Below are 23,167 nucleotides of genomic sequence, written 5' to 3'. Positions count from 1 at the left end.
AAACGCTGTACCAGATCGTCTGCACATATCTCAGAAAAGCGCCGGCAGACGAGCCGGTGTACCAGTTTCTCGATAAGAAACGCGCTGAGGGCAAGCCATACTTTGTATACACGACCGCCGCACAGAACAAGTTCCTACGGATCTACTACGCCCGTGTGAAGGAATGCCTGGAGGCTTTTGACGCACAGCAGGGCACCTCACAAGGATAAATCAGATTGATACTTTATCCCGGCTGGCGAAGCTTTTTCTCCAGTCTGTTTTGTTATGCCCTTTTTCAGTCGCGCAAATTTTGCGGGACTTTTTTCATTTCAGCTATTGACTTTTGTTTGCAGGACTCCTGAATGTCCTTTGCGGTCAGATTCTTGAGAGTAATTTCCTTTTCACGGAAATACGGTGCGACGACCCTTTTGACCGTAGTCGAGTAAGAAGCAAATGTCGGGACTGCAACCGAGCTTTTGATAATGTCGAGCCATTGTTCCATGTAGTCCGCGAACAGGATATCCCCGTTCATGACCTTCGGCTCTTCGGGATTGAAATTGCGTCGCGCATCCATCAGGATTGCTTCGGCGCGTTTTTTGTTTCCCTTAACAGTAAGTCCGGTAGAAATCCACTTGGTCTTTCTTTTTCCGAGAGAATCGGTGTAGTTCAACACGGCGTAATAATATCCTTTTTTTTCGCGGAGATGTCCTGCTACCATTAAATATCCTCCTTCTTGCGTAGCAGTAACACCTACCTTATACCGGGATCCTATTATACCAGAACCGGGTTCGAATTGGAGGACCTACTGACGCACTTTTTTGTAAACTTTTTGAGTCCAAATCTTACGCGTTCACTGTTTCTCCGCAGCCGATGCAGAGATAAGTGAAAAGATGAGCCTTCGGAATACGATAGGCTCTGCCGACCTTGAGGCTAAGGATTTTGCCTTCGCGCAGAATACGATAGCCGGTCTTTGTGCTGATGCTGAGTATTTCACACATCTGCTCAATGCTCATCACATCGGGATAGTCTTTCAGCATGAGCTTATAGGCATCGCGCTGAGAAATGGTTGATGCGGTATTCACCTGTCTCACCTCCGTTTATTTGTTTTTGCTTTATCAGCAAAAGGATAGGCAGCAGTCGGTTGACAACTGCTGCCCATAGTTTTTGATGATAAATTGTGTTCCAGCATATTTGCAGCTCGCACCCCTGCTGAATAGGGAATGCTGCGGACTACCACCGGTAAAGCAGTATCATGGGACTCTCACCCCTCCGAGGATCGCTCCGAGCCGCCCCTTCAAAGAAGAAACGGAAGTATCATTGTACCCAACTTCTCCATCATCGCAAGCAGCCGCACCACACGGCTGTTTAGTCTCTCTGTTGATCGCTCACTCCTGTATGGGAGGTCATGGCGGCAGAAGACAAGTCGCTTCGAGAAAAGAGGAAAGATCCGCAGCACTGACTATTCAGTTTTCAAGGAACCGTGAAGCGGCGATTAAGCCTCTTCAAAATACAACGGACATTTTTCATCAGTTTTTGGGGGTCTCCTTAAAAAATATTTTTGCTTTTTTCTGAACATCCCTCTTGGCTTCAAAAACAGTAGAGACATCAATACCACGAGCCTTGCTGTAATCCGTCATGCTCATGCCGCCGAGCAAGCAGTAGAGGTAAACTTCGAGCTGGCGTTCACTCAAGAGCAAGCGAAACTCCTGCTCCATAACGGAAGTGAGAACTGTTTCTTCCAAATCGTTCGGGTCTTCCAGCCAAGCAGGACTCATCTCTTCTGCATCCTGCACACTGACAAAATCAAGCGAAAGAAGAGTTGCCGTCTCATCCTCATCCTTGCAACCGGCAATAGGTACTCCGGCCATAGAGCGTCTGAGCTTCTTTTCCTCGTTGCGTAGAACTCTCATGGTTTCTCTGCTGACCTCGCATACTTCGCCGGTGAGCTTCACGCGCACCATGCACTTGCCTTCCTCTGTAGTCCAGAGATCGTAGTCAAATTCGATAGGGGTTTTCATTGTCTTGTCCTTTCCGCTGGCGCGGAGCAGCGGATGGACGAGACAAAAATAGAGCCGCATGACGGTGAGCTTGAATCCCATGCCGATAAAACAGAGTCCGAAAACTCTGTTCATGCGGCATTACCCTCCGTTCATAAAAAAGTTAAACTTTCGCACGAACAAGCTTTCGCACTCATATTGACAGTTTCGTGTTCGTGTGGTATCATATAAACACGAACAGTATTTCGTGTCAGCGACATCATTATAGCATGAACATTATTTCGCGTCAATGCGCATCAACGAAAAAGTGTTCGTGTTCATAGAAAATTTAAGAAAGAGGTGCCTATGGTGTTCAAAGACAGACTGAAAGAAAAACGGCTGGAGGCCGGACTCACACAGGTTGAGCTTGCGGGGAAAGCCGGTGTTACTACGCGGACAATTCAGAATTATGAGCTGGGGAATCGGAAGCCCGCCAATATGGAAGTGATTCAGCGGATTGCAGATGCGCTCAATACTACAACCGAATATCTTCTCGGCAGCAGCGGTGCCTATGTGGTGGAAGCACAGGAAAGAGGCGGCGCAAAAGCAGCCAGAGATATTGAAGAGCTTGTCAGCGAAGTGACCGGTCTGTTCGCCGGTGGTGAGTTGAGTGAAGAAGCCATTGAAGGTGCTATGAAAGCCCTGAATGATGCTTACTGGATGGCAAAGGAAAAGAACCGGAAGTACACCCCCAAGAAGTACCGCAAGAGTGCAGATTCCAAGGTGTGAGTCCGTTTTATTACCCTGTTCACATGATAGAATTGATCCCTGATTGGAGGTGGGATGATGAGCGCAGAACAGCTTGCCCTCGTGGGCAGCAGACTTGTCAAGCGCTGCGGGACGAGAGATCCGTTTGAAATCGCAGCCGACATCGGTGTCGAAGTAATGTTCTGTGACAACTTCGGTCCCCTGAAAGGTATGTACCGGGTCATCAAAAGAAACCGGTTCATCTTCATCAATAACCAATTATCCGGACAGATGCAGAGAATTGTGTGCGCTCATGAGCTGGGCCATGATCAGCTTCACCGGAATCTCGCAAAAGACAATCCGCTTCGTGAGTTTATGCTTTATGATATGCGCACCAAACCGGAATAAGAGGCGAACATCGTTGCGGCGGAGATACTTCTGGACAACGACGAGCTTCTTGAGTACATCTATCAGTACCGCTTCTCCGCAGAGCAGATTGCACGGGCAATGGAAACCGACATCAACCTTGTTGCCTTGAAGATCGCGCACCTGAACGAGCTTGGTTATGACCTCAGACCGATTGACCATAGAAGTAATTTCCTGAAATGATGGAGATAAGCTGTATGAAATATGTTCTGTACCGCTCTTTCGGGAGCATTGATAAGGATGTCCGCAAGCATGAGCTTGTTGCCGTCGAGTACGGAAAGGACATCAACGAAGTGACTGACGCGCTGATAAAGGCTGCTGCCAATGATCTGGCCGGTATGCCGGAATATGAGCATTTTGAGACGGCAGCATTCGCGCCTGAGCCGATCAAGGATTTTCGGCGTGTTAAACGCTATCAATATGAAATGATGGGAATTGTCTATCCGCAGTACGCAGAGAAGAATATCCTGATTGAATACGGTATTACAGAGGCAGACAAATAAGAAAAGAGCAGGAACACAGTATGGAGAATATCGTTTTTGACCGAAATTATGAACTCACATCAGAAGACAATGGCTATGCTGATGCAGTCTACGAAAAGGCTATAGAACCGGATGGATTCTTCGCCTCCTTCGGGAAGAAAATGGATGCTATACCCAAGATCATTGTGCCGGAGGATCAGGCGAACTATGAGTATCTGCTGGAACGCTGTGATCAGTTCGCGCAGGATCATCACGGACGGATTCACGCTGTTGTGGACTATCAGCACTTTCATTCCGAGATCAACCTGTATCTCAGGATGATTGAGTTTGACTGCGAGGAAGATATGTCCCTGCTGAAGGACATTGGAGAAAGGGCGCATTATGTCTGCATTACGCCCGAAGAAGGCGGAGGTTTTCGCATTCACATCATGATCAACTACTTTCAGGAGTTGATGACAGACGAGCAGTGTGACTATCTGAAATACGAAACCATCATGGAGAATGCGGAGCTGGCCGATTTGCTGCAAATACCCGGACTGACACAGGAGCAGATGGAAGCCTCGCTAATTATGAAAGATATACTTGACCGTTTTGATGCAGAAACGAAAGTAGACAGAACTACGGCATTCAAGGCTGTGCTTGATCATATGGGACAGACCCCGGAGGAAGGCATGGATTTGAACCGTATGATTGCTCTTCTTCAAAAGCTGCTGGATGCAGTGCTGAATGAGGAAGACGAATAGATTTGGAGGAACAGAAAATGAGCAGAAAACTTGTGGCATACTTTTCCGCAACCGGGGTGACCGCAAAGGTCGCTGAAAAACTGGCTGAGGCCATCGGTGCGGATATATACGAAATTGAACCGGCAGTACCTTACAGCAAGGCCGATCTTGACTGGACAAATCAGAAATCCCGAAGCAGTGTTGAGATGAGCGATCCGGCCTCCCGTCCTGCTATCGCCGGTAAGCGGGACAACATGGATGACTAAACCGGAGTAATATCTGGTCGGATATGAAAAAGCTCTGTGAAGCGGCGGGGGTGAAGCCCAGCAAGGTCTTTCCCCACAATCTGCGCAAGCTGTTCGCCCGGACGTTTTACGGCATTGAAAAGGACATTGCCAAGCTGGCGGACATTCTGGGCCACAGCAGCATCGACACCACCCGGATCTACATTATGAGTACTGGCATCGAGCATCGCAGGAAAATCGAACGGCTGGGACTGGTGATATAGCGAGCGCAAAAAACCGCCACATAGTTTCTATTATGTAGTACGCCCCGTGAAAAAAGGTTATCTCTACTGTGCTTCACCCTGCTTTTTGGGGCGCACAAAACACACCCTCATATCATTTTTTGAAAAGCAATGTCGTGAGGGTGAATTTGTGTTGCAAGTTTTGAGAAACTACCATTCTGTAGTTGAAATTAATTATTACTTATCGTGCTTTTCCTGTCCGCCCTACTTGCTTTTTGAGCCGATTTGCGCTATTCTATAAGAGAATAAAATTGGATATGGAAATCGCAAAAGGTGGTTCACTACATAATAGAAACTATGTACTCATGACTGCAGCAGGAACGTGGGAGAGACACAATGCGGCAAGGGAACCTTTCCGAATTGCGCAGCAGCGATCTGGGGCACATGGAATATCATCCGTTGCCCCTTTTGTTATGTTGCCATTTGCGTAGGAGGTGCTATATGACCGAGAAAGAATTGCAGCATCTGAATCGGCGTGAGCTTTTAGAGATGTTGATTGCACAGATGGAAAAGAACGAACAATTGCAGCAACAATTAGAAAAAGTTCAGTCAAAACTTCAAAGCAAGTATATTGCAATCCAGAACGCAGGCTCCATAGCGGAAGCCTCGCTTCAACTGAATGGCGTTTTTGAATCGGTGCAGGCTGCGGCTGAACAATATCTTGAGAACATCAAGCGCATGAGCGACCAGCAGGAGCAAATGGCGCAGCAGCTTCAGGCGGATGCGCAAAAACAAGCTGACGCAATGATTGCGGAGGCCGATGCGTACCGCGCTAAAGCGTATAAGGATGCAGATGATTATTGGCAGCAGGTATCCGATAAAGCACAGGCATTGCTTCGAGATCAAGAAAGTTTGCGTCAGTTGATTCTTGGCGGAAGGAATAGCACATGAGCAAGCGAAAAACATTTACAGATTTTCCTACGCTTCAACAGCTTCAAACGGAACTGTTGCGCGTTAAATATAAGTCCAGATACAAACGAGTTCTGCGCAGTACCGTCTACACCCTGATCGTGGTGGCTGCCGTTGCAGTGCTGGTGGCTACCATCTGGATGCCGGTGTTGCAAATTTACGGAGCCTCTATGGTTCCTACACTGAATGAGGGCGACATTGTGGTGTCCGTCAAGGGCAGCGATTTTGAACCAGGTGATCTGGTGTGTTTTTACTTGGGAAATAAGTTGCTGGTTAAACGCTACATCGCCGGTCCCGGACAGTGGGTGGAAATTGACGAGGCTGGAAATGTCTCCGTGGACGGAAAACTGTTGGAAGAACCCTATCTGGTCGAAAAGGCTCTGGGTGATACGGATATTGAATATCCTTATCAAGTGCCGGAAAGCCGGATATTTGTCCTGGGCGATCATCGAGCTACATCGGTGGATTCCCGAAACACGGCGGTAGGCTGTGTAGCGGATGAACAGGTTGTCGGAAAAATCATTTTTCGGGTCTGGCCCTTGTCGGATTTCGGAAAATTGGAATAAAGGTTGGTGATGGATGAATGAAGCATGATGCGCTGCAACAGGCAGCCGAATATACCCAGCGACACCGCAGGAGGAAACGATGGCAAAAGGTTGTAACCTGCCTTGCCGCTGTGGTGGTGTTCTGCACCACCTACGCACTGATTCTCCCGGCAATCACTATGGAGAAACAGTGTGAGATTCCTGAACATATCCATACACAAGCCTGTTATACCCAGGTAACTTCTGTTGAGAAGAAAGTACCGGTATGCACGGTGGAGAGCCTGAATCTCCACCAGCACACGAACAGCTGCTACAATGACGACGGCGAACTGGTATGTGGATATGCGGACTTTGTGATCCACCAGCATGATTCGTCTTGCTACGACGAGAATGGGAATCTCTGGTGTCCACTACCAATCATTGAGGCTCACACCCATGGTGAAAGCTGCTGGACCACCCCGGAGACGGAACCTGCCCATGTGCATGCCGACGAGTGCTACGAATGGGAGCAGGGAGAAACGCTAATCTGCGGTCAGGAAGAACGGGAAGGCCACATTCATAGCGAGGAAGCCGGGTGCTATTCGGTAGAATCTACCCTCACCTGTGAAGATCCGGAAAGTGACGGTCACCGGCATGAGGACTCCTGCTATGATGAAAACGGCGACTTGATATGTGGACAGGCCCAAGGCGAAGACGGGCACACCCATGGAGAGAACTGCTACCAGGTTACGAAAACATTGATATGTGAGATTCCCGCAGATCCCGGCCACCGGCATTCTTCCGACTGTTATGAGAAGATCCGTGGCGAACTGGTCTGTACGGAACCAACCGATCTGCCTGAACCAGAGGAAACGGAGCCAGCCGAATCGGAGCTGACCTGTGAGGAACCAGAAATCGTCCCCCACGAGCATACCTCAGACTGCTTCGATGCAGACGGCAATCTGATCTGTGGGAAACTTCAGATTCTGGAACACCAGCATACTGCGGACTGCTTTGAGATCTATGAAGAATCAGTGGACACGGAATCCCTGACCTGTCAGATTCCCGTAGGCGAAGGCGCCCACACCCACAGCGTGGAAGCAGGCTGCTACGATGAAAATGGTGAACTGACCTGTCAGATCGAGGAGAGCACAGGCCACCAGCATTCCGCCCTGTGCTACGGCACCTGGGAACTGACTTGTGGTATGGAGGAGCACGTTCACAGCGAAACTTGTATGCCCGCTGGAACCGAGGACGAAATTCCGACAGAGGATATTGCCTCGGATACGGAAATCCAGACGGAAGGCACTATCTCAGGCATGGAAATCCCATCGGGACTCCCTGTGCAGGGAACGGTGTATGTTTCTCCGGGTGTCATGATGTTTTCCTCCCTTCGGCCTATGGCGGCCAGTACATCTCTGGATGAAACAGAGTCCACGCAGCCTCTGGATGTAACGGCTTATGTTACCAATGCTGTACTCTCTTATCGGACCGATTCTGACAGTGAATGGATTGCGGTTGGAGATACGCCGATTCCAGGAGATGCCGACCTGCGGCTGGATATTGACTATGCGGGAGTCAATATTGACAACCTGCTTGCCGCGGACTGCAAAATGACCTTTACACTACCGGATCTCATGCGGAATCCTGTTGTCAACGGTGTCATTACCAGTGGAACAACCGAAGTGGGAACCATTACCGCAGACGGCAACGTGGTTACGCTGCAATTTGATCAGAAATGGCTGACAGATCAAAAAACCGAAACGAACACCACTATCAACGGTGATTTTTACATAGAATCTGCCGTTAACATTTCACAGGTACCAGACGATGGACAAGCGCAGCTGGTCATTGGTAATGTCGTGATTCGAGTCATGTTCGAGGAAGACATTATTGCGCGATCCGGTGAGATAGACATTACAAAGTCCACACCTGTGTTTTCCGAAGAAGATGACGGTGACTACCTGACATATACCATTACCGTGACGGCGGGTCAGGATGGCGCACTGGATGTAAAGGTCGTCGATACCTTTACCAAAAACAAAACATACATAGACAGCTATTTGCTGCCGTCTGGCGCAGTTACAGAAATTACCACAGAGCAAACTGCAATCGGTGACGTAACTGTGCCGGAAGGTTCCATGATCTGGACCGTCGGTGACATGGATGCCAATGAGACCAGAACTCTGACCTACAAAGTGAAGCTGAAGGAAGGGTACACTGGTGCGGGAGCAAAGGGGGTTATCCAAAATGCGGCGACTCCTTTCTCCGAAATCTATCCCCGTGACCCGGCAACCAGCGATTTTACCCCCAGAGCCGGTGCTTCCATGAGCAAAACATCAGCCACATTTGTACCCGATGAAAATGGCGGCGGTACCATCACCTACACGGTGTGGGTAAAAGCCAACGAGAATAATACCTACACGCTGGATAATGTGGTGATCCGGGATGCGCTGGATGGTTCTATTCAGGGTCAGTATGCAACGGATGGAAAGTATAGAGATTTTCTTTCCTATGTTACGGAGCCTTCTTCGTTCCATTTATACATTGGAGGAAAAGATAAGCAAAACGGGGCAGATGGTCTGGAGGAAATTCAGGATGCTCCTGGGCCGGAAATCGCTGAAAGCGGGCTCAGCTTTGCTTATTCCCTGGGCAGCCTGAAGCCTGGTGAGGCCAGAACATTGACTTACACGGTCAAAGTTGAACCGGGTGTATTCCCGGCGGCTGGCAATGCGGATATCCCAATTAACAACCGGGCAGTGGTTGCCGTGGGAGGAACCACACTGACCGACGGCAGCATCTTCAATGGCTATAATCATACCCGCACGATTGCAAAGAAGAAGTGGGATCGGAAGCTGGCCGGTGATAAGTTAGAGGACGACGTATCCGTCCCCATGACCGGAGAAGTCTATGATGCCACCGGAGAGAGCGTCTCGTCCACAGAGAATCCCGGCTCTTTCGACGTGCCAGCGGGAAGCTACCAGTATCAGATCGTAGCAAATGAAGCGGGAGACTGGGACATTTCCTCGGCATCCATGACGGATAAACTCAGCGGCAGCTATATGCAGTTTGTAGGCTATGTCCGGGTAAATGCCTATCAAATTGAGGACAATGCTCCCGCCGCAAATCTGACAGACACCCAGGTGATTGCCAACCTAAGCGCCCGTGAGCCTACAAAAACCGTTTGGGTAAAAGTCGATGGTCAAACCACCTTTACTTTCACTCCGGACGAGATCGGATTGGACGGGCAATATGCGTATCTTCTGACCTACTATGCCCAGCCAGTCAATGTGGAGCAAGTCACCCAGGTGGTTGTAAGCAACAGCTTTGAACTCAGCGGTGTGGTTGGACCTGCCGGCGATCCATATACCCTCGCGGGCGTGAAGGTAAATGCCTCTGTCGTTGTGGAGGGAACCAATAGTTTTAGTGCCGAGAAACTCGGCTGGTACTATGCGTCCTCTCAGGACGGCACGGAAGACTTCGCAAACGGTGCGCTGTATTGGGTTATCAAGGTAGACGGCAATCTAATCCCCGCTGGGACCCGTTTGCGGGATCTGACCAGTGGCACCACTCACTATATCCGTCAAGGCTCTCTGGTTGGAGTCTACACCGGATCTCTTGGTGAAAAGACTGTTACAGATTATGATGATCTCCCGGAGCTTGAATCCAGCGGAAAGCTGACCGGGCTGACCGCTGATGCCTATACAACAGAGTTAACCGGCACATCTCTGACCATTCAACTTTTGCAGGATGTGAAACTCGAGGCAGGACAGTCGCTATATGCGATTGTCAAAACGGAGCCCTCCGTAGTTCCCACAGGAATCCGGGAAACAAAGACGTTCAACAACGCACTGAAAAGCTCCTTTGACGGAACCAACTGGATCGACCACAATATGGTTTCCCAGGTGCTCTGCGGCAGCAATGGCCTATTCAAGGAATTCAACCAGACCATCACCTATGATGGAAGCACGGTTACCGTTGTGAAGTCCGGGCGTAATCAGGCCATTGCGAAGGAGGCCCTGGGGCAGCCAGGAACCTTCGTCATCTGGCAGATTCAGGCGAACTATGTTGGTAACCTTAGCGGACGGTATCGTTTCGAGGAAACCATCCCGGACGGGATGGAACTGGCCTACCTGAAGTACCACTGGGCTGGAGGCAGCTATAATAATACGAAGCCTACAACGGTTCAGTTGACCGAAGCCGAATTTGCTGCCCTGGGTGACGGATGGACAGAGCACAGTCAGAAAATCAATGGGTATACCGTCTACTACTATACCAACGGCCAGACGGTCATCTGGGATGTGGATGGCCTTGTCGATGGATACGTCACCGATGGCTACGGCGTGGAATACCAGATCGCCTGCCGGGTGACAGATCCGGATGTGCTGCTGGGCGGAGAGTCAAAGGAATTTAACAACCATGTAAAGCTCCTCAGCTCTGCGGGAAAGGAAATCAGTGTCAGCAGCAATTCCGTTTCCGTTCAGAAAAACACGATTAAAAAGACCGGAAACTATGACTCCGACACCAATGGCGGTCGCTTCCCCTTCACCATCGCTGTGAATTCTCTGGGCGAGGACCTGGTAAAGGGAAAAGATACCCTGACGCTGGTGGATGAGCTGAGCGACACGCTGACGCTGGATACCTCCACAATTCAGGTAACGAATACCAAAACCGGAGAGGAGATCACGAACTACACTCTGGCGGTAAACGGCCAGACCTTCACGCTAACACTTCCGGACAGCTTACCATTGACCATCACATATGAGACAATGGTAAATGCCCCGCCGGAGCAGAGTGTGGAGATCATCAACAAGGCCCATTGGGAAGGCTATACGGTTCCAGAGGGTGCTGTTGTGGAAAAGAAGGACTTTTCCTATAAGGTTGGCGGAACCGTCGGTGTCATCACACCGCCCAGCATAAAGATTACCAAACTGGACAGCAACAATGCAGCACTTTTCTTGGCCGGAGCAACATTCACGTTGCAGGAGGGAACCTATAATGATGGAACCTTCACACCGGGAGGAAACAGCTGGACCGGAACCACCGACGAAAACGGTTTGCTGGTCTTCGGAACAGATGGACAGTTGATGAAGTATAACACCGTCTACTGTCTCACGGAAACCAAGGCACCGGGTGGTTATGTTCTTGACGCGGTTCCCCATTACTTTGCGGTTGCCCAGGAGGTGGAAGCCGAGGACGGAACCAAGTCCTATCCTTCCTTCCCGACCGGCGTGACTGTTTGGTATCAGAGTGCGCAATACACCTATCAGGCTTTTAACCACAAGGGGGAGATCACTGTTGCCAAGGATTTCCGTGATGCGGGCGGCAACGTCTGCGCCCCGGTTTCCGGCACCTATACCTTTGGCCTGTATGAGGATGCTGATGCCGAGGGCGAGCCGCTGCAAACCGTGACGATCACTTACAATGCGTCCGACAAAGAATCGAATAAGACGGCGGTGTTCCGGGATCTCGACCTGGAAAAAACCTACTATGTTTTTGAATTGGACGACCAAGGCAATCCCATCCGAAATAACGCCGCAGCACTGGTTCACAAAACCCAGTTCCTGGTGACCTACCAAGGTTCTTCGAACGGCGCAAGCAACGGAGGAATTGTCCAGGTAACCAACCAGAGTTTTGCCCCGGAGTTACCCGAAACCGGCGGAGCCGGTACAGCCCTGTATACCGCGGGAGGCGCGCTTATGACTTTGGTAGCGGGAATCCTGTTGTATATCCAAAACAAGCGCAGAAAGGAGGAAAACGCATCCTCCTGATGCGCAGCAATACATTACCATTCATCCAAATCTCAACAAAGAAAGGAAAGCGAACAATGAAGCACACAAAAAAACTTGGCAGCCTTCTGCTGGCTCTGGTCATGGTCTTTGCCCTGGCCACCACCGCTTTTGCAGCGGATACCACTATCACTGCTCCCGCAGGCAGCACCCGTACTTATGACGTTTATCAGATTTTCACCGGCGATCTGTCTGGAAAAGTCCTGTCCAATGTGAAATGGGGCAAGAACGGAACCGGCACCGTGGGCGAAGCGGTGTCTCAGGAAACTCTGGATGCCCTGGCTGCCGTCAACAGCCTGTCTGACACCGAAAAGCTGGCCGAGATCAGCAAGTATGTGAACCTGAACTCTGAAAAGTTCGGCACAGTCAGCAACGGTTCTCCTCTGACAGCTCCCACTGGCTACTATCTGATCAAGGACAATGGACCCGTGGGTGACGGTGAAGCATACAGCCTGTATGTTGTTCAGGTTGTCGGTCCTACCACCATCAGCCCCAAGGTTGGCACCACCACCTCTGAGAAGAAGGTTGACGACAAGAACGATTCCAACACCACTCAGGACGAGGTCAAGTGGGAAGACTCCGCTGACTATGACATCGGCGATGATGTCCCCTTCCAGCTGAAGGCTACCATTGCGCAGGACTACGACAACTACAAGGTCTACAAGCTGACCTTCCACGATAAGGAATCCGCTGGCCTGACCTTCAAGCCCGAGACCGTTGTGGTTAAGATTGACGGTACTACCGTTGATTCCATCAAATACGAAGTCGTTACCACCGGTCTGACCGATGGCGATACCTTTGAAGTCCGCTTTGCCGATCTGAAATCCACTGCTGCCAAGGCCGGTTCCGTCATCACTGTGGAATACAGCTCCACGCTTACTGGTGAAAATGTTGTCATTGGCTCCAATGGTAACCCCAACACCATGCACGTCACCTACTCCAACAACCCCAACGACGAGCAGGGCGGCGAGAACGGCAAGACCCCTGATGACACCGTCATCGTCTTCACCTATAAGGTGGTTGCCAACAAGGTCACCAAGAACCCCGCTTATGTCGAGGGCGGCAGTGAGCCTGAGTACATCCCCCTGAAGGGGGCGGGCTTCACCCTGTACAAGAAGAACATCTCCGGCGAATTTGTTGCGGTTGGCAGCGAGGTGAAGGGCGACGAGATGACCACCTTCGAGTGGAAGGGTCTGGATGACGGCGATTACAAGATCGTCGAAACCACCACTCCCGCCGGTTATAACACCATTGCCGACATTGAGTTTACCATTACTGCCGAGCATGAGGTGCTGTCCGATAATCCCACCCTCACCAGCCTGTCCGGTGGTGATAAGTTCACCGGCAAGGTCGAAACCGGCGCCCTCAGCGCGGACATCGAGAACAATAAAGGTTCCACCCTGCCTGAGACTGGCGGTATGGGTACCACTATCTTCTATGTTCTCGGATCTGTCCTGGTTATTGGAGCAGCCGTACTCCTGATTACCAAGAAGCGCATGGGTGCTTCCAAGTAAACGAAATCGGCTATTGGAATACTTATAAACACAAAAACGCTGTGACCGTCGGGGAGGGGCCTCCCTCCCCGGCCCACAGCGGCAAGGAGAACCCTGCATGAAGAAAAAATCGAGCAATTTCACAACCATTCTGCTGGTACTGATCCTTCTTGCAGGGCTGTCCTTGCTGCTGTACCCATCGGTTAGTGATTACTGGAATTCTCTTCACCAGTCCCGTGCCATCGCCACCTATGCCGAGGAAGTGGCAAATCTGGACGAAGATCAATATGCCGAGATTTGGGACGCCGCCGCCGAGTATAACGCCTCTCTACTGGAACGAACCAACAGCTACCTGCTGAGCGATGTCCAAAAAGAAACCTACCAGCAGCTTCTCAACGTCTCCGGCACCGGTGTTATGGGCTATATCGAGATTCCTGTCATTCAGTGCTCACTACCGCTCTACCACGGTACCGATGAGGGCGTGCTTCAAATCGCCGTTGGGCATCTGGACTGGACCAGCCTGCCGGTTGGCGGTGAAAGTACCCACTGTGTTCTCTCCGGCCACCGTGGACTTCCCAGCGCCAAGCTGTTTACCAACCTGGATAAGCTGGTAGTTGGGGATGTGTTTATGCTCCGGGTCCTGGACGAGGTGCTGACCTACGAAGTGGATCAGATTCTCATTGTAGAACCTCATGAGACTTCCGAGCTGCAAATTGTTAAGGGACAGGATTACTGCACCTTGGTGACCTGTACTCCCTACGGCATCAACAGTCACCGGCTTCTGGTGCGGGGACACCGTATTGAGAATCTGGCAGAGGCAAAAACTGTCCATGTAACCGCTGACGCCATGCAGATCGAGCCGATGATCGTGGCACCCATTGTGGCGATTCCCATACTGCTGGTGCTCTTGATCCTGCTGCTTCTGCCGAAGCCCAAAAAGAAACCCGGAGGTAACACCGATGAAGAAGTTTGAAAGATTCTTTGGGGCCTTGCTTGCCTTAATAGCCGTGGTGATGCTGCTGCCGGTGCAGGCACTGGCAGCAGGCCGCATTGACCTGAACCATGAGGAAACACTGACCATTTCCTATCAGGATGGCGATGTCCCACTTGCTGGCGCCAAGTTCTCCATCTATCTGGTGGCCACGGTGGATGAATATGGAGAACTGACTACAACGGAGGATTTTGCACAGTTTCATGTCAATATTCGGGGGGAAAATGACGAGGCGTGGAAAACGCTGGCATCGACGCTGGAGGGGTATGTCCTGCGGGATGGAGTCACCCCAACAGATACCGGAAAGACAGACAGCGAAGGAAGGCTGACACTTCCAACGGGAGAAAACCGCCTGACAGCGGGACTGTATCTGGTGCTTGGTTCCAGACATAGCCAGCGGGGAAGCATTTACGATGCCCAGCCGTTCATGGTTTTGCTCCCCACGTTGGATAAAGAGGCAAATGATTGGCTTTATGATGTGGTTGTCCATCCAAAGTTTGATAAGCATGATAAACCGGGCGGTTCCGATGATGATAGCATTACCCGCAAGGTGTTGAAGGTATGGAAGGACGATGGCCACGAAAAAGAGCGCCCGAAAGAAGCCATTGTACAGCTTTTGCGGGACGGAAAGGTTTATGAAACCGTAACGCTGAACAAAGCCAACAACTGGCGGCATACCTGGAGCAAACTGGATCATGACTACACCTGGACAGTGGTGGAACAGGAATTGGACAATTACTATACGGAGGTGGACCGGGAGGGCATTACCTTTGTTGTAACGAATACTTACACGGAGGACATTCCTGATAACCCGCCCCCGACTGGACCATCCTCGCCCGCAGAACCTATGCAGCCTACCGAGCCAACACCGTCAAAACCCAATGAGCCAACACTGCCTCAAACCGGACAGCTTTGGTGGCCAGTGCCTGTTCTGATGGTCGCCGGACTGCTTCTGGTGGTAATCGGTCTGATCCGCCGCAGAGGTGACTCAGATGAAGCATAAGGGAAGATTTTTGATTTTGACAGGGCTGCTGCTGGTTGCGGCGGCCCTTTTCCTCGCAGCATATAACTTGTACGATGAGGCCCGCGCAAAGCGCTCCGCCACGGAAATCATGGCCTCCTTGGAAGCAGACATTCCCGGCGTTCTTTCACCGGAACCGTTTGAAATAACGGAAGAAACAAATACAGCGGCATTGTTGGAAGAAGTTGAGATTCCCGACTATCTCCTGAATCCGGATATGGAAATGCCGGTGGAGAACATTGACGGGATCGACTATATCGGCGTCCTGCGCATCCCTACGCTGGAATTGGAACTGCCTATTATCAGCGAATGGAGTTACCAAAAACTGAAAATTGCTCCCTGCCGGTACAGCGGGTCGGCATACCAGGATGATCTGATCATCGCCGCCCACAACTACAACTCCCACTTCGGCAATCTGAAAAATCTCCGGGAGGGAGATACTGCCACCTTTACGGATATGGATGGGAATGTATTCACCTATGAAATGGTGGAACTGGAAATTCTGCAACCCACGGATATCGAGGGTATGGAAAGTGGAGAATGGGACTTGACACTGTTCACCTGTACCATAGGCGGGAGCAGTCGTGTTACCGCACGCTTTGAACGAGTAGAAAACGACAAATAGATTGAGGTGACTATCTGATGGCCGAAGGAAAAGAGAAAAAGCCGAAGATTGAACCGGGCTATCGTGCAGGAATGCTCACTGTGGAAGAAGCAACACCCCAGCGCAAAAACGAATACACCGTCTGGCGGTGCCGGTGTGACTGTGGTGGCGAGATTCTGCTTGACACCCGGTGTTTGCAGCGGGGAGCGGTGAAAGATTGCGGCTGCACATCCAAAGTTAAGCCCGGACAGAAAGACCTGACCGGGATGCGGTTTGGCAGACTTGTCTGCATTGAACCAACAGAGTTGCGGAGCAAAGGCAACCGCGGAACCGTATGGAGATGCCGGTGTGATTGTGGAAAAGAGTGCCTTGCTCCCATCACACAGTTGACTTCCGGATACAAGAAAAGCTGCGGCTGCCTGGGTCACCCCCCTTTGAAAGATTATGTGGGAAAGCGTTTTGGAATGCTGACAGTTTTGGAATATGCCGGAAAATGGGATGGATTACACCGCTGGAAATGTCTTTGTGATTGCGGAAAGGAAACCATCGTTGGACAGAGCCGCCTTCAAAGCGGAAAAACGAAAAGCTGTGGATGCAATGGGCACCCGCCACGAATGGATTTGACCGGATGTATATTTGGAAAACTGACCGTCATTGAACTGGCTGAGCGGAGAAATTACTCCAGCTACTGGCGATGCAAATGTGAATGCGGCAATGAAACGATTGTTGAACATGACAATTTGATTTCCGGGCACACGAAAAGCTGCGGATGCCTGCAAAAAACACAGGTGGTTGAAAATCTCAAACTGATGGACGGAACCTCTGTTACAATTCTGGAATCACTTCGGAACCGATTGATCTCCACCAACACCAGCGGATACAACGGGGTTTATCGCGATAAGAAAAACGAAAAGTGGGCGGCACAGATCACCTTCAAGCGCAAGACTTACTACTTGGGAAGCTATGACAAAATTGAGGATGCCGTCAAAGCCCGCCAACGGGGAGAAGAAATGTATGACGATTTTCTGGAGTGGTACTATTCAGAACACCCCAAGCGCGGAAAGTCCGAAGTTGAAACGCAAATAATGGGTGCGGATTCAAGCCGGGAGCAGGAATGAATTTCGCTTTATTGATTTCGGCTTTTCTCCTCTTTCTTTCTCTGTATTAAATCTCAGATAGAGTGAGTCCTTCTGGGAGGTTCATTATGAACCTCCCCTGGGTTCAGCATATGGGCGCAGCTTCCCCTTGGCGGAGAAGCTGCGTTTTGTGTCCATTTAATGTAAACGGTAAATAACACGTACCTGTACCGCGGGAAGCAGGTATGCCATACTGTCTCGGGGAGTGTCGAGTATCCTTGACGCTTCTCGAGATTTTCTAATATGGGGGCGCGGTATGGACGTGAATGCAGTTAAGCATCAGGCGAAGCTGCTTGAATGGAAAGATCGGGTAGCAGATTGCCGAAGCAGCGGGATGAGCGTAAAAGAATGGTGCGAGGAAAATGGTTGTTCTCCCAAGACTTATTATCGCTGGGAGCAAGAAATCTTGGGAAAAGTAAGGCAAATTGCAAAGGCGCAGTCTCAGCCAGTGCTGGCCGAGCTTCCCTTGGTTAAACCAGTACAGGACTGTTCGTTGAAGAGAGATGTATTTGTTCCTGCCGCGGTTATCCGCATTGGGCAGATGGAACTGGAGTTGTCCAATACGGTGTCAGCGGAGCTGTTGAGCCAGCTGAAAGGACTGATGCGCTTTGTTGAATGACGCAAAAGGATTCAGCCGCATCCAAAACGGTTGTGCTGAGTTCGTCATAACGGAGAAAATACAGAGAAGTTTATTTGAACAAACGGTGCCGGGAACAGTAATTTTCGCGAAATGTGGAAATTGCAGTTCCCCGGTACTTCTTTTATCCACTTCTCGGGTGATATGACGGCAAAGAACAGTTCTTGATGTGCGTTCTGTGGATTGCCGGGCAGTTGAAGCCCCGGGATTTCAACAGTCATTCTGACGAAGGAGATTTTGACAAAAAGTGGCACGATTCATGGCTTTGCAGTATAATAAGGGCATCTGAGAGAAGGGAAATCTGCTCATGAAACAGTATAACGCTGCGCCTGTTCGTACACGCTGTAGGAATGATGCTCGTTCTTTTCCTCCGGCTCCGGTTCATCCCGCATCTGCTCATCTTCAAAAGTTGGGAGGCCGAGACGAATGTTCTCGGCCTCCCGGATGATGTCGTTTTTGATTTTACGAAACTCTTTTCGATTAGAGAGCGGGAGCCGCTCCCACGGTGTGCTGTGCCCATAGCACTCGTTCAGTTCCTCGCGGATCTGATTCCACACTTCATAACACTCAGCAACCTCCGGCAGCTTTGCCAGTTCATCCACGATGGCATCCACGATTTCTTTTACAGGCTTTTTCAGATAACCGTATTGGCAGTCCACATCTTTGGGACGATACCGGAAACCGGGACAATGCAGGCCGTGGCCTCTGGGTTTGAAATTGGGCGGGGTCATCATCTGCTCCTCCATCTGGCACAGAGGGGTATCCCGCATAAAATAGCGTGTCATAGGTGGTTGGCTCCCTTCGATGAAAACAAAAAAGCGCCGGAGTCTTATTTCTAAAACTCCGGCGCTGGTCGATAACCTTGTATTGATTTTACTTAGGGGTGTCTTAGGGGGTACTTGAGTGTTACCACCTAAGTTGTTTTTCACATTCCTGCTAACTTCCCCCTTTAACATCCCCCTTTAACTTACCCCTTAATTCAGCCAGAAAAAATCGAGGATCACATCGTCTGTTCCTGGCTGTAGGGTTCCACTGTGTGCTGGTCCTGCTCTCTGATGCGATCCATACTCGCTTCGCTCATCCATCCTGTCCATCCCATCAAGATTGATGGATTGATAGTTCTTTGAGAGAGTATTTCTTTCTTGAGTAATTACTTGATCAGTATTTATTTGTGCGGACTTATCCCCGTGTGGATTATCCACATCTGGCTTCTCCACACATGGATTTTCCGTGTGTGGCTTTTCCCGTTCTGGCGTGGACTCCTGCGGCTCTTCGTATATCTCAAAGATTGTGCTGCTCATCCTGCCTTTACCGTCTCTCTGCCGGTGCCTGACGAGGTAGCCGTGTGTCTCAAGCTCACGGAGCGCGGAAAGAATGGCATCCGGACCTTCCTTGCAGATTGCGGAAAGCCCCTTGGTTGAGAACTTCCAGCCATCATTGAACGAGAGCATCTTTGAGAGAAGACCGACTGCCTTGAGTGACAGGCTCTTGTCTCGAAGGTGGAAGTTCGCCATGACCGTATAGCCACGATTCTTGTTTACGCGATAGACTGCCACGAAAATCACCTTGCCATCTTGGGAAGCAGCTCTTCGGCACACTTTTTCTGGAACTTCATTCGGATGACCTCCTTGCCCTTCGGCGTGAAGTAGGTCTGAGAACCGGTGTAGCAGTACGTCACAAAATCGCGGACGATGAACAGTCCGGCGTTGCTGTCCTTATTGTAGGGAAGAAGCTGACCGGAGGGAGATCGGAACAGGTACTTCTCTCTGAGAAGGAACTGGACGAACTTGCGCTCCGGGATTTTCAGTTCCTTCGCCGTCGTTCGGATATTGGTGCAGTCATCCGGATTGATGAAGGCGTCGTAGTAATCGGCTTTGGGCTTCGCCGTGTTCAGCTCACACTCAAGAGCCTTCACACGATTCTTTTCCAGAATCAACGCCTGAGCAAACTCCACAATGACCGCAGGTTCCTTCTGAATGCGTTCCAGAAGGGAGTCTGTCATGTAGCCACCGGTTTTGCGGATGGTGGGAATGACCTCATGTGTGATCCAGCGTTTGAAGGCTTTGGCTTCGGGCTTACGGCTGCTCAGAATAAGCGTGTAAAGTCCGGGTTCGTTCACCACCGTCATGTTGGGATTGCCTCGTTTATTACCCTCATTTGAAATGAGGGTAATCATCTTCTCGTCCGCATCCAGCCGTGAAATGGCTTGTGACGAATTGCCGATCTCCAAAGCCCTGCACACGTCTACCGCCACAAACCACGGCTCGTTTTCGATCAGGGCTGTTCGGATTTCTCCAAACTGTTCATTCTTGAAGACTTCGATTTTGTTATCCATGATTGACTTCCTTTCCGGCAGCAGATGTGCCACTTTGATTTTTGAGGGTAGAAACGGGATTGCAGCAGTAGGGACACTCTGCAAACACGCAGGACTGATATTTCCAGAAGGGGCGATGAAAGCGGCAAGTACGGCATTCCGGTATAATGCCCTCGCAGCCGCTATCGAAATGGGAATACGGCGTTTCCTGCATCAAGGCGTCAAATGCCTTGGCAAAATCGTTTGTGTTCATTGCTTTGACCTCCAATTTGACAAAAAAATAAGCCCCGTCATTGTTCTGCTATGCGCAGTGCAATAACGGGGCTTTGCTGTACGAATTATTCTGTTGTATCAAGTCTATCAAGAAATCCTTTAATGAGCAGCGTGTGCTTCCAAGTTTTTCGCGTAATGTCGAAGCTGTACTGAGAAACGAGGAAATCTACGAGGCTGATCTTTGGTATAAGGAACTTTCCGGAGATATTGAATGATTTGAGCTTCTTGGCGTTGCACCAGCGATAAAGCGAAGTATCGCAGTAGCCGATTGCCTCAGCCACTTCAACGATGGTCAGCAGATCACCGTACTGACAAAACTCGTCTTCCATGTATTTTCGGAAGCTGGCTCGTTCCTCTTCGGACAGCCTCGTCAGTTCATTCCGATAGGTGACACGCGAATTGTAATGACCAGACCGTTCCTGATACCAGCGATCCGGTGCGCGATAGACTTCCGGGTGAAGCTCCCGGTCAATCAAATAGAAGATTATATCGTCGGTGCGGATTGTGTACCGGCGAGTTTTCTTGCCCGTATCTTTGCACGGGACTAAACCGTTTTGCAGAAGGTGCAGAGCCGTTGCTTTGCTGATATGGGCGATCTGGTAGAACTGATCTTTCGAGACCGCCTCAGGGTATTTGCGACGGATGGATTCGTAATATTTCATGCTTTCAGTCATGCGGATAACCACCTTGATTTTGATGTTCGGTATCGGTAGGTGTCATCTGCACTGGACTGTGATTTCTCCCCGAGTTCTCCCCATCTTCTCCCCAACGGGCTTTTTTCTCCCCAAAACCGGATTTCTTTCGAACTCCTTGCTCTGTCTGGGCTTTCGGGATTTTCGACCTTCAAGGGCGGGAAAATGCTGATTTTTCAAGGGTTTGCAAACTCTCGCATTGTCCGTGAGTTTCCGCCGTTTTCCTTCAAAGTCCGGATAGCGACTCTGACTCGAAATCAAGTTGTCCACAAGGGCACGTGGGTTCGAATCCCACCCGCTCCGCCACGTCGCCGCAAGTGCCATATCGCTTGCGGCGACTTTTTTCAAAAGTCACCGCGCACTCATTCTGCTGCGGTTCCTTTCCGAATCGAACCCGCTGTGCAGCCGCTGGCGGCTTTGCCGCCCTACGGATGCGGCGTGCCCTTGCGGGTGCTCCGCTGGATCCCGCTTCGGGTCTTGCTCCGGACCGGATAGCCAGCCCCTGAAACCGCTCCCTTTTCCAGTGTCTAAAAGCCCTGAGACGGAAAACCGTCTCAGGGCTCAGGCTGTCGAAAAAGTCCGATGGACTTTTTCGACAGCCTGAACAATGCCTCGCTTTTCTGCCCGCAAAGCGGGCCGAAAAGCTGCCGCTGCGCGGCGCAAACGCCTTCTGATGCAGGCTTTTTGCAGGCATTCGATCCAACACGAGGGGGCTCCCGCCCCCTCGTACTCCCCCTTCAAAAAAGAACTCCTTTCCTTCAAACAGGGTTTTTCGACAACCTGAACAGACCTGCCTGTCCGGCAGGTCTGTTTTTCTTATCGGCCGATCCGTTTTGAAAGGCACGCCAGCCGGAAAACCGGCAGCACCGCTGCACACCTGCTCCTTCACTCCAGATAAATGGCGGCGTCCATGGTCTCCGTCACGTAGCCCACGACGGCGGCCTGGGGGATCTGCTCCCGCAGCTCCGCAAGGCATTTTTCCGCGTCCCCCTCCGGCAGGGCCATCAGCAGGCCGCCGCTAGTCTGTGGGTCGTAGCAGATGTCCTCCAACGCCAGGGGCACGTCTCCTATTACCTTGACGCCGGGACCGGCGAAGTCCCGGTTCCGGTAGGCTCCGGCGGGGATGAATCCCATCTCCGCCATCTCGTAGGCCTCGGGATGATAGGGAATGTCCCGGGCCAGCAGGTGGACGGTGCAGCCGCTGCCCTGGGCCATCTCGTAGCTGTGGCCCAGCAGGGAGAAGCCGGTGACGTCGGTGCAGCTGTGGACCGGATATCTCACCATAATGTCCCGGGCGGTCTTGTTCAGCGCCGCCATCTGCCGGTAGATGCGGTCCAGCACCGGCTGGGTCACCAGTTCCGCCTTGGCGGCGGTGGTCAGGATGCCGATGCCCAGGGGCTTGGTCAGGATCAGCACGTCGCCGGGCCGTGCGCCGCTGTTGGTCAGCACCTTTTTCGGATGGACGAAGCCGGAGACCGCCAGCCCGTAAATGGGCTCTGCGCCGTGAATAGTGTGTCCGCCGGTGATGATGGCCCCGGCTTCGTAGGCCTTGGCATATCCGCCCCGCAGCAACTCCTGGACGGCGGCGCTGTCCATGCTGTCCGGCAGGCACAGGATGTTCAGCGCCAGCTTCGGCTCGCCGCCCATGGCGTACACGTCGCTGAGGGCGTTGGCCGCGGCGATCTGACCGTACAGGAAGGGATCGTCCACAATGGGCGGGAAGAAATCCGTGGTCTGGACCAGGGCCGTGTTCTCGTCCAGTACGTAGACGCTGGCGTCGTCGCTCTTGTCGTAGCCCACGATAAGCCGGGGGTCGGAGTGGGTCTGGAAGCCCTCCAGCAGCCGGGACAGCGTCCCGGCGCCCACCTTTGCGCCGCACCCGGCGCAGCTGGCCAGCTTGGTCAGCCTGACTTGCGTTTCCATTCC

24 protein-coding genes and 2 pseudogenes are annotated in these 23,167 nt (G+C 51.3%); 17 read left to right on the top strand and 9 right to left on the bottom strand.

The window, feature by feature from the left end; all coding sequences use genetic code 11:
• Positions 1-209, top strand: a pseudogene (locus ACTNBU_RS04795) (hypothetical protein); the annotation flags it as partial.
• Between the two features lie 65 nt (positions 210-274).
• Here the strand turns inward: ACTNBU_RS04795 and ACTNBU_RS04790 are convergent.
• From ACTNBU_RS04790 to ACTNBU_RS04780, 3 genes are all read right to left on the bottom strand, one after another.
• The gene (locus ACTNBU_RS04790; RefSeq protein WP_441031360.1) at positions 275-697 is read right to left on the bottom strand and encodes a hypothetical protein; all 423 of its coding nucleotides are present in this window, start codon (positions 695-697) and stop codon (positions 275-277) included.
• Between the two features lie 124 nt (positions 698-821).
• A complete protein-coding gene (locus ACTNBU_RS04785) occupies positions 822-1,061 on the bottom strand; it encodes a helix-turn-helix domain-containing protein (RefSeq protein ID WP_441031358.1) in 240 nt (79 codons plus the stop codon).
• Positions 1,062-1,505: 444 nt separating this feature from the next.
• Positions 1,506-2,111 carry a hypothetical protein gene (locus tag ACTNBU_RS04780; RefSeq protein WP_441031356.1) on the bottom strand — a complete coding sequence of 202 codons (606 nt, stop codon included), beginning with the start codon at positions 2,109-2,111 and terminating at the stop codon, positions 1,506-1,508.
• A 210-nt stretch (positions 2,112-2,321) separates the two neighbouring features.
• On the opposite strand from ACTNBU_RS04780, the gene ACTNBU_RS04775 reads away from it, so the two are divergent.
• The 15 genes and pseudogenes from ACTNBU_RS04775 (at position 2,322) to tnpA (ending at position 17,944) form a co-directional block, all read left to right on the top strand.
• Positions 2,322-2,744, top strand: coding sequence for a helix-turn-helix domain-containing protein (locus ACTNBU_RS04775; RefSeq protein WP_441031355.1), 423 nt, complete (start codon positions 2,322-2,324; stop codon positions 2,742-2,744).
• A 57-nt stretch (positions 2,745-2,801) separates the two neighbouring features.
• Positions 2,802-3,110 carry an ImmA/IrrE family metallo-endopeptidase gene (locus ACTNBU_RS04770; protein ID WP_441031353.1) on the top strand — a complete coding sequence of 103 codons (309 nt, stop codon included), beginning with the start codon at positions 2,802-2,804 and terminating at the stop codon, positions 3,108-3,110.
• A gap of 215 nt (positions 3,111-3,325) precedes the next feature.
• Positions 3,326-3,631, top strand: coding sequence for a carboxylate--amine ligase (locus tag ACTNBU_RS04765; protein WP_441031351.1), 306 nt, complete (start codon positions 3,326-3,328; stop codon positions 3,629-3,631).
• Between the two features lie 20 nt (positions 3,632-3,651).
• On the top strand, positions 3,652-4,353 hold the full coding sequence (locus tag ACTNBU_RS04760) for a hypothetical protein (protein WP_441031350.1): 702 nt from the start codon (positions 3,652-3,654) through the stop codon (positions 4,351-4,353).
• A gap of 17 nt (positions 4,354-4,370) precedes the next feature.
• A pseudogene (locus ACTNBU_RS04755) lies at positions 4,371-4,595 on the top strand (flavodoxin); the annotation flags it as partial.
• 26 nt (positions 4,596-4,621) lie between these two features.
• Positions 4,622-4,840 carry a tyrosine-type recombinase/integrase gene (locus ACTNBU_RS04750; RefSeq protein WP_441031348.1) on the top strand — a complete coding sequence of 73 codons (219 nt, stop codon included), beginning with the start codon at positions 4,622-4,624 and terminating at the stop codon, positions 4,838-4,840.
• A 459-nt stretch (positions 4,841-5,299) separates the two neighbouring features.
• Complete coding sequence (locus ACTNBU_RS04745) at positions 5,300-5,749, top strand: hypothetical protein (protein ID WP_441031346.1); 450 nt, start codon at positions 5,300-5,302, stop codon at positions 5,747-5,749.
• On the top strand, positions 5,746-6,333 hold the full coding sequence (gene lepB, locus ACTNBU_RS04740; protein WP_441031344.1) for a signal peptidase I: 588 nt from the start codon (positions 5,746-5,748) through the stop codon (positions 6,331-6,333). The genes ACTNBU_RS04745 and lepB overlap by 4 nt, the downstream gene beginning before the upstream one ends.
• Before the next feature lie 17 nt (positions 6,334-6,350).
• Positions 6,351-12,062, top strand: a complete 5,712-nt coding sequence (locus ACTNBU_RS04735; RefSeq protein WP_441031342.1) for a SpaA isopeptide-forming pilin-related protein — start codon at positions 6,351-6,353, stop codon at positions 12,060-12,062.
• 56 nt (positions 12,063-12,118) lie between these two features.
• Positions 12,119-13,594, top strand: a complete 1,476-nt coding sequence (locus tag ACTNBU_RS04730) for an isopeptide-forming domain-containing fimbrial protein (RefSeq protein ID WP_441031340.1) — start codon at positions 12,119-12,121, stop codon at positions 13,592-13,594.
• A 97-nt stretch (positions 13,595-13,691) separates the two neighbouring features.
• Positions 13,692-14,546 (top strand): class C sortase, encoded by an 855-nt coding sequence (locus tag ACTNBU_RS04725; RefSeq protein WP_441031339.1) that lies wholly within the window; start codon positions 13,692-13,694, stop codon positions 14,544-14,546.
• Positions 14,533-15,567 (top strand): Cna B-type domain-containing protein, encoded by a 1,035-nt coding sequence (locus ACTNBU_RS04720; protein ID WP_441031337.1) that lies wholly within the window; start codon positions 14,533-14,535, stop codon positions 15,565-15,567. The genes ACTNBU_RS04725 and ACTNBU_RS04720 overlap by 14 nt, the downstream gene beginning before the upstream one ends.
• Positions 15,557-16,210, top strand: a complete 654-nt coding sequence (locus ACTNBU_RS04715; protein WP_441031335.1) for a sortase — start codon at positions 15,557-15,559, stop codon at positions 16,208-16,210. The genes ACTNBU_RS04720 and ACTNBU_RS04715 overlap by 11 nt, the downstream gene beginning before the upstream one ends.
• Positions 16,211-16,227: 17 nt before the next feature.
• Positions 16,228-17,307 (top strand): hypothetical protein, encoded by a 1,080-nt coding sequence (locus ACTNBU_RS04710; protein WP_441031333.1) that lies wholly within the window; start codon positions 16,228-16,230, stop codon positions 17,305-17,307.
• Positions 17,308-17,581: 274 nt separating this feature from the next.
• A complete protein-coding gene (gene tnpA, locus ACTNBU_RS04705) occupies positions 17,582-17,944 on the top strand; it encodes an IS66 family insertion sequence element accessory protein TnpA (protein WP_441031331.1) in 363 nt (120 codons plus the stop codon).
• Positions 17,945-18,267: 323 nt separating this feature from the next.
• On the opposite strand, the gene mobL is transcribed toward tnpA, so the two are convergent.
• The 5 genes from mobL to ACTNBU_RS04680 form a co-directional block, all read right to left on the bottom strand.
• Positions 18,268-18,747 (bottom strand): relaxase MobL, encoded by a 480-nt coding sequence (mobL, locus tag ACTNBU_RS04700; protein ID WP_441031329.1) that lies wholly within the window; start codon positions 18,745-18,747, stop codon positions 18,268-18,270.
• A gap of 189 nt (positions 18,748-18,936) precedes the next feature.
• The gene (locus ACTNBU_RS04695; protein WP_441031328.1) at positions 18,937-19,476 is read right to left on the bottom strand and encodes a helix-turn-helix domain-containing protein; all 540 of its coding nucleotides are present in this window, start codon (positions 19,474-19,476) and stop codon (positions 18,937-18,939) included.
• 47 nt (positions 19,477-19,523) lie between these two features.
• Positions 19,524-20,297: a BRO family protein gene (locus tag ACTNBU_RS04690; RefSeq protein WP_441031326.1), complete on the bottom strand. Its 774-nt coding sequence runs from the start codon at positions 20,295-20,297 to the stop codon at positions 19,524-19,526.
• The gene (locus tag ACTNBU_RS04685; protein ID WP_418940665.1) at positions 20,290-20,529 is read right to left on the bottom strand and encodes a hypothetical protein; all 240 of its coding nucleotides are present in this window, start codon (positions 20,527-20,529) and stop codon (positions 20,290-20,292) included. The genes ACTNBU_RS04690 and ACTNBU_RS04685 overlap by 8 nt, the downstream gene beginning before the upstream one ends.
• A gap of 85 nt (positions 20,530-20,614) precedes the next feature.
• Complete coding sequence (locus tag ACTNBU_RS04680; RefSeq protein ID WP_441031324.1) at positions 20,615-21,223, bottom strand: helix-turn-helix domain-containing protein; 609 nt, start codon at positions 21,221-21,223, stop codon at positions 20,615-20,617.
• A gap of 600 nt (positions 21,224-21,823) precedes the next feature.
• Between ACTNBU_RS04680 and ACTNBU_RS04675 the strand changes: the two genes are divergently transcribed.
• Positions 21,824-22,078 carry a hypothetical protein gene (locus ACTNBU_RS04675; protein ID WP_441031323.1) on the top strand — a complete coding sequence of 85 codons (255 nt, stop codon included), beginning with the start codon at positions 21,824-21,826 and terminating at the stop codon, positions 22,076-22,078.
• A 48-nt stretch (positions 22,079-22,126) separates the two neighbouring features.
• On the opposite strand, the gene selD is transcribed toward ACTNBU_RS04675, so the two are convergent.
• Complete coding sequence (gene selD / locus ACTNBU_RS04670; protein ID WP_441031321.1) at positions 22,127-23,164, bottom strand: selenide, water dikinase SelD; 1,038 nt, start codon at positions 23,162-23,164, stop codon at positions 22,127-22,129.
• Positions 23,165-23,167 lie beyond the last annotated feature (3 nt).

The organism is Dysosmobacter sp. HCP28S3_G4 (assembly GCF_052065175.1).
Lineage (GTDB): Bacteria > Bacillota > Clostridia > Oscillospirales > Oscillospiraceae > Oscillibacter.
The sequence above is the reverse complement of the archived record's forward strand: the minus strand, read 5'-3'. Positions and strand labels throughout refer to the sequence as shown.

What these genes read in the sequence shown, in the direction of transcription:
- ACTNBU_RS04715 (WP_441031335.1), top strand. Translation starts at nt 15,557, where the DNA reads ATGAAGCATAAGGGAAGATTTTTGATTTTGACAGGGCTGCTGCTGGTT.
- ACTNBU_RS04710 (WP_441031333.1), top strand. Translation starts at nt 16,228, where the DNA reads ATGGCCGAAGGAAAAGAGAAAAAGCCGAAGATTGAACCGGGCTATCGT.
- ACTNBU_RS04685 (WP_418940665.1), bottom strand. Translation starts at nt 20,529, where the DNA reads ATGAACACAAACGATTTTGCCAAGGCATTTGACGCCTTGATGCAGGAA.
- ACTNBU_RS04695 (WP_441031328.1), bottom strand. Translation starts at nt 19,476, where the DNA reads ATGGCGAACTTCCACCTTCGAGACAAGAGCCTGTCACTCAAGGCAGTC.
- ACTNBU_RS04760 (WP_441031350.1), top strand. Translation starts at nt 3,652, where the DNA reads ATGGAGAATATCGTTTTTGACCGAAATTATGAACTCACATCAGAAGAC.
- ACTNBU_RS04770 (WP_441031353.1), top strand. Translation starts at nt 2,802, where the DNA reads ATGAGCGCAGAACAGCTTGCCCTCGTGGGCAGCAGACTTGTCAAGCGC.
- ACTNBU_RS04780 (WP_441031356.1), bottom strand. Translation starts at nt 2,111, where the DNA reads ATGAACAGAGTTTTCGGACTCTGTTTTATCGGCATGGGATTCAAGCTC.
- ACTNBU_RS04750 (WP_441031348.1), top strand. Translation starts at nt 4,622, where the DNA reads ATGAAAAAGCTCTGTGAAGCGGCGGGGGTGAAGCCCAGCAAGGTCTTT.
- mobL (WP_441031329.1), bottom strand. Translation starts at nt 18,747, where the DNA reads ATGACACGCTATTTTATGCGGGATACCCCTCTGTGCCAGATGGAGGAG.
- ACTNBU_RS04675 (WP_441031323.1), top strand. Translation starts at nt 21,824, where the DNA reads ATGGACTTTTTCGACAGCCTGAACAATGCCTCGCTTTTCTGCCCGCAA.
- selD (WP_441031321.1), bottom strand. Translation starts at nt 23,164, where the DNA reads ATGGAAACGCAAGTCAGGCTGACCAAGCTGGCCAGCTGCGCCGGGTGC.
- ACTNBU_RS04690 (WP_441031326.1), bottom strand. Translation starts at nt 20,297, where the DNA reads ATGGATAACAAAATCGAAGTCTTCAAGAATGAACAGTTTGGAGAAATC.
- lepB (WP_441031344.1), top strand. Translation starts at nt 5,746, where the DNA reads ATGAGCAAGCGAAAAACATTTACAGATTTTCCTACGCTTCAACAGCTT.
- tnpA (WP_441031331.1), top strand. Translation starts at nt 17,582, where the DNA reads ATGGACGTGAATGCAGTTAAGCATCAGGCGAAGCTGCTTGAATGGAAA.
- ACTNBU_RS04775 (WP_441031355.1), top strand. Translation starts at nt 2,322, where the DNA reads ATGGTGTTCAAAGACAGACTGAAAGAAAAACGGCTGGAGGCCGGACTC.
- ACTNBU_RS04730 (WP_441031340.1), top strand. Translation starts at nt 12,119, where the DNA reads ATGAAGCACACAAAAAAACTTGGCAGCCTTCTGCTGGCTCTGGTCATG.
- ACTNBU_RS04720 (WP_441031337.1), top strand. Translation starts at nt 14,533, where the DNA reads ATGAAGAAGTTTGAAAGATTCTTTGGGGCCTTGCTTGCCTTAATAGCC.
- ACTNBU_RS04745 (WP_441031346.1), top strand. Translation starts at nt 5,300, where the DNA reads ATGACCGAGAAAGAATTGCAGCATCTGAATCGGCGTGAGCTTTTAGAG.
- ACTNBU_RS04725 (WP_441031339.1), top strand. Translation starts at nt 13,692, where the DNA reads ATGAAGAAAAAATCGAGCAATTTCACAACCATTCTGCTGGTACTGATC.
- ACTNBU_RS04790 (WP_441031360.1), bottom strand. Translation starts at nt 697, where the DNA reads ATGGTAGCAGGACATCTCCGCGAAAAAAAAGGATATTATTACGCCGTG.
- ACTNBU_RS04765 (WP_441031351.1), top strand. Translation starts at nt 3,326, where the DNA reads ATGAAATATGTTCTGTACCGCTCTTTCGGGAGCATTGATAAGGATGTC.
- ACTNBU_RS04680 (WP_441031324.1), bottom strand. Translation starts at nt 21,223, where the DNA reads ATGACTGAAAGCATGAAATATTACGAATCCATCCGTCGCAAATACCCT.
- ACTNBU_RS04735 (WP_441031342.1), top strand. Translation starts at nt 6,351, where the DNA reads ATGAAGCATGATGCGCTGCAACAGGCAGCCGAATATACCCAGCGACAC.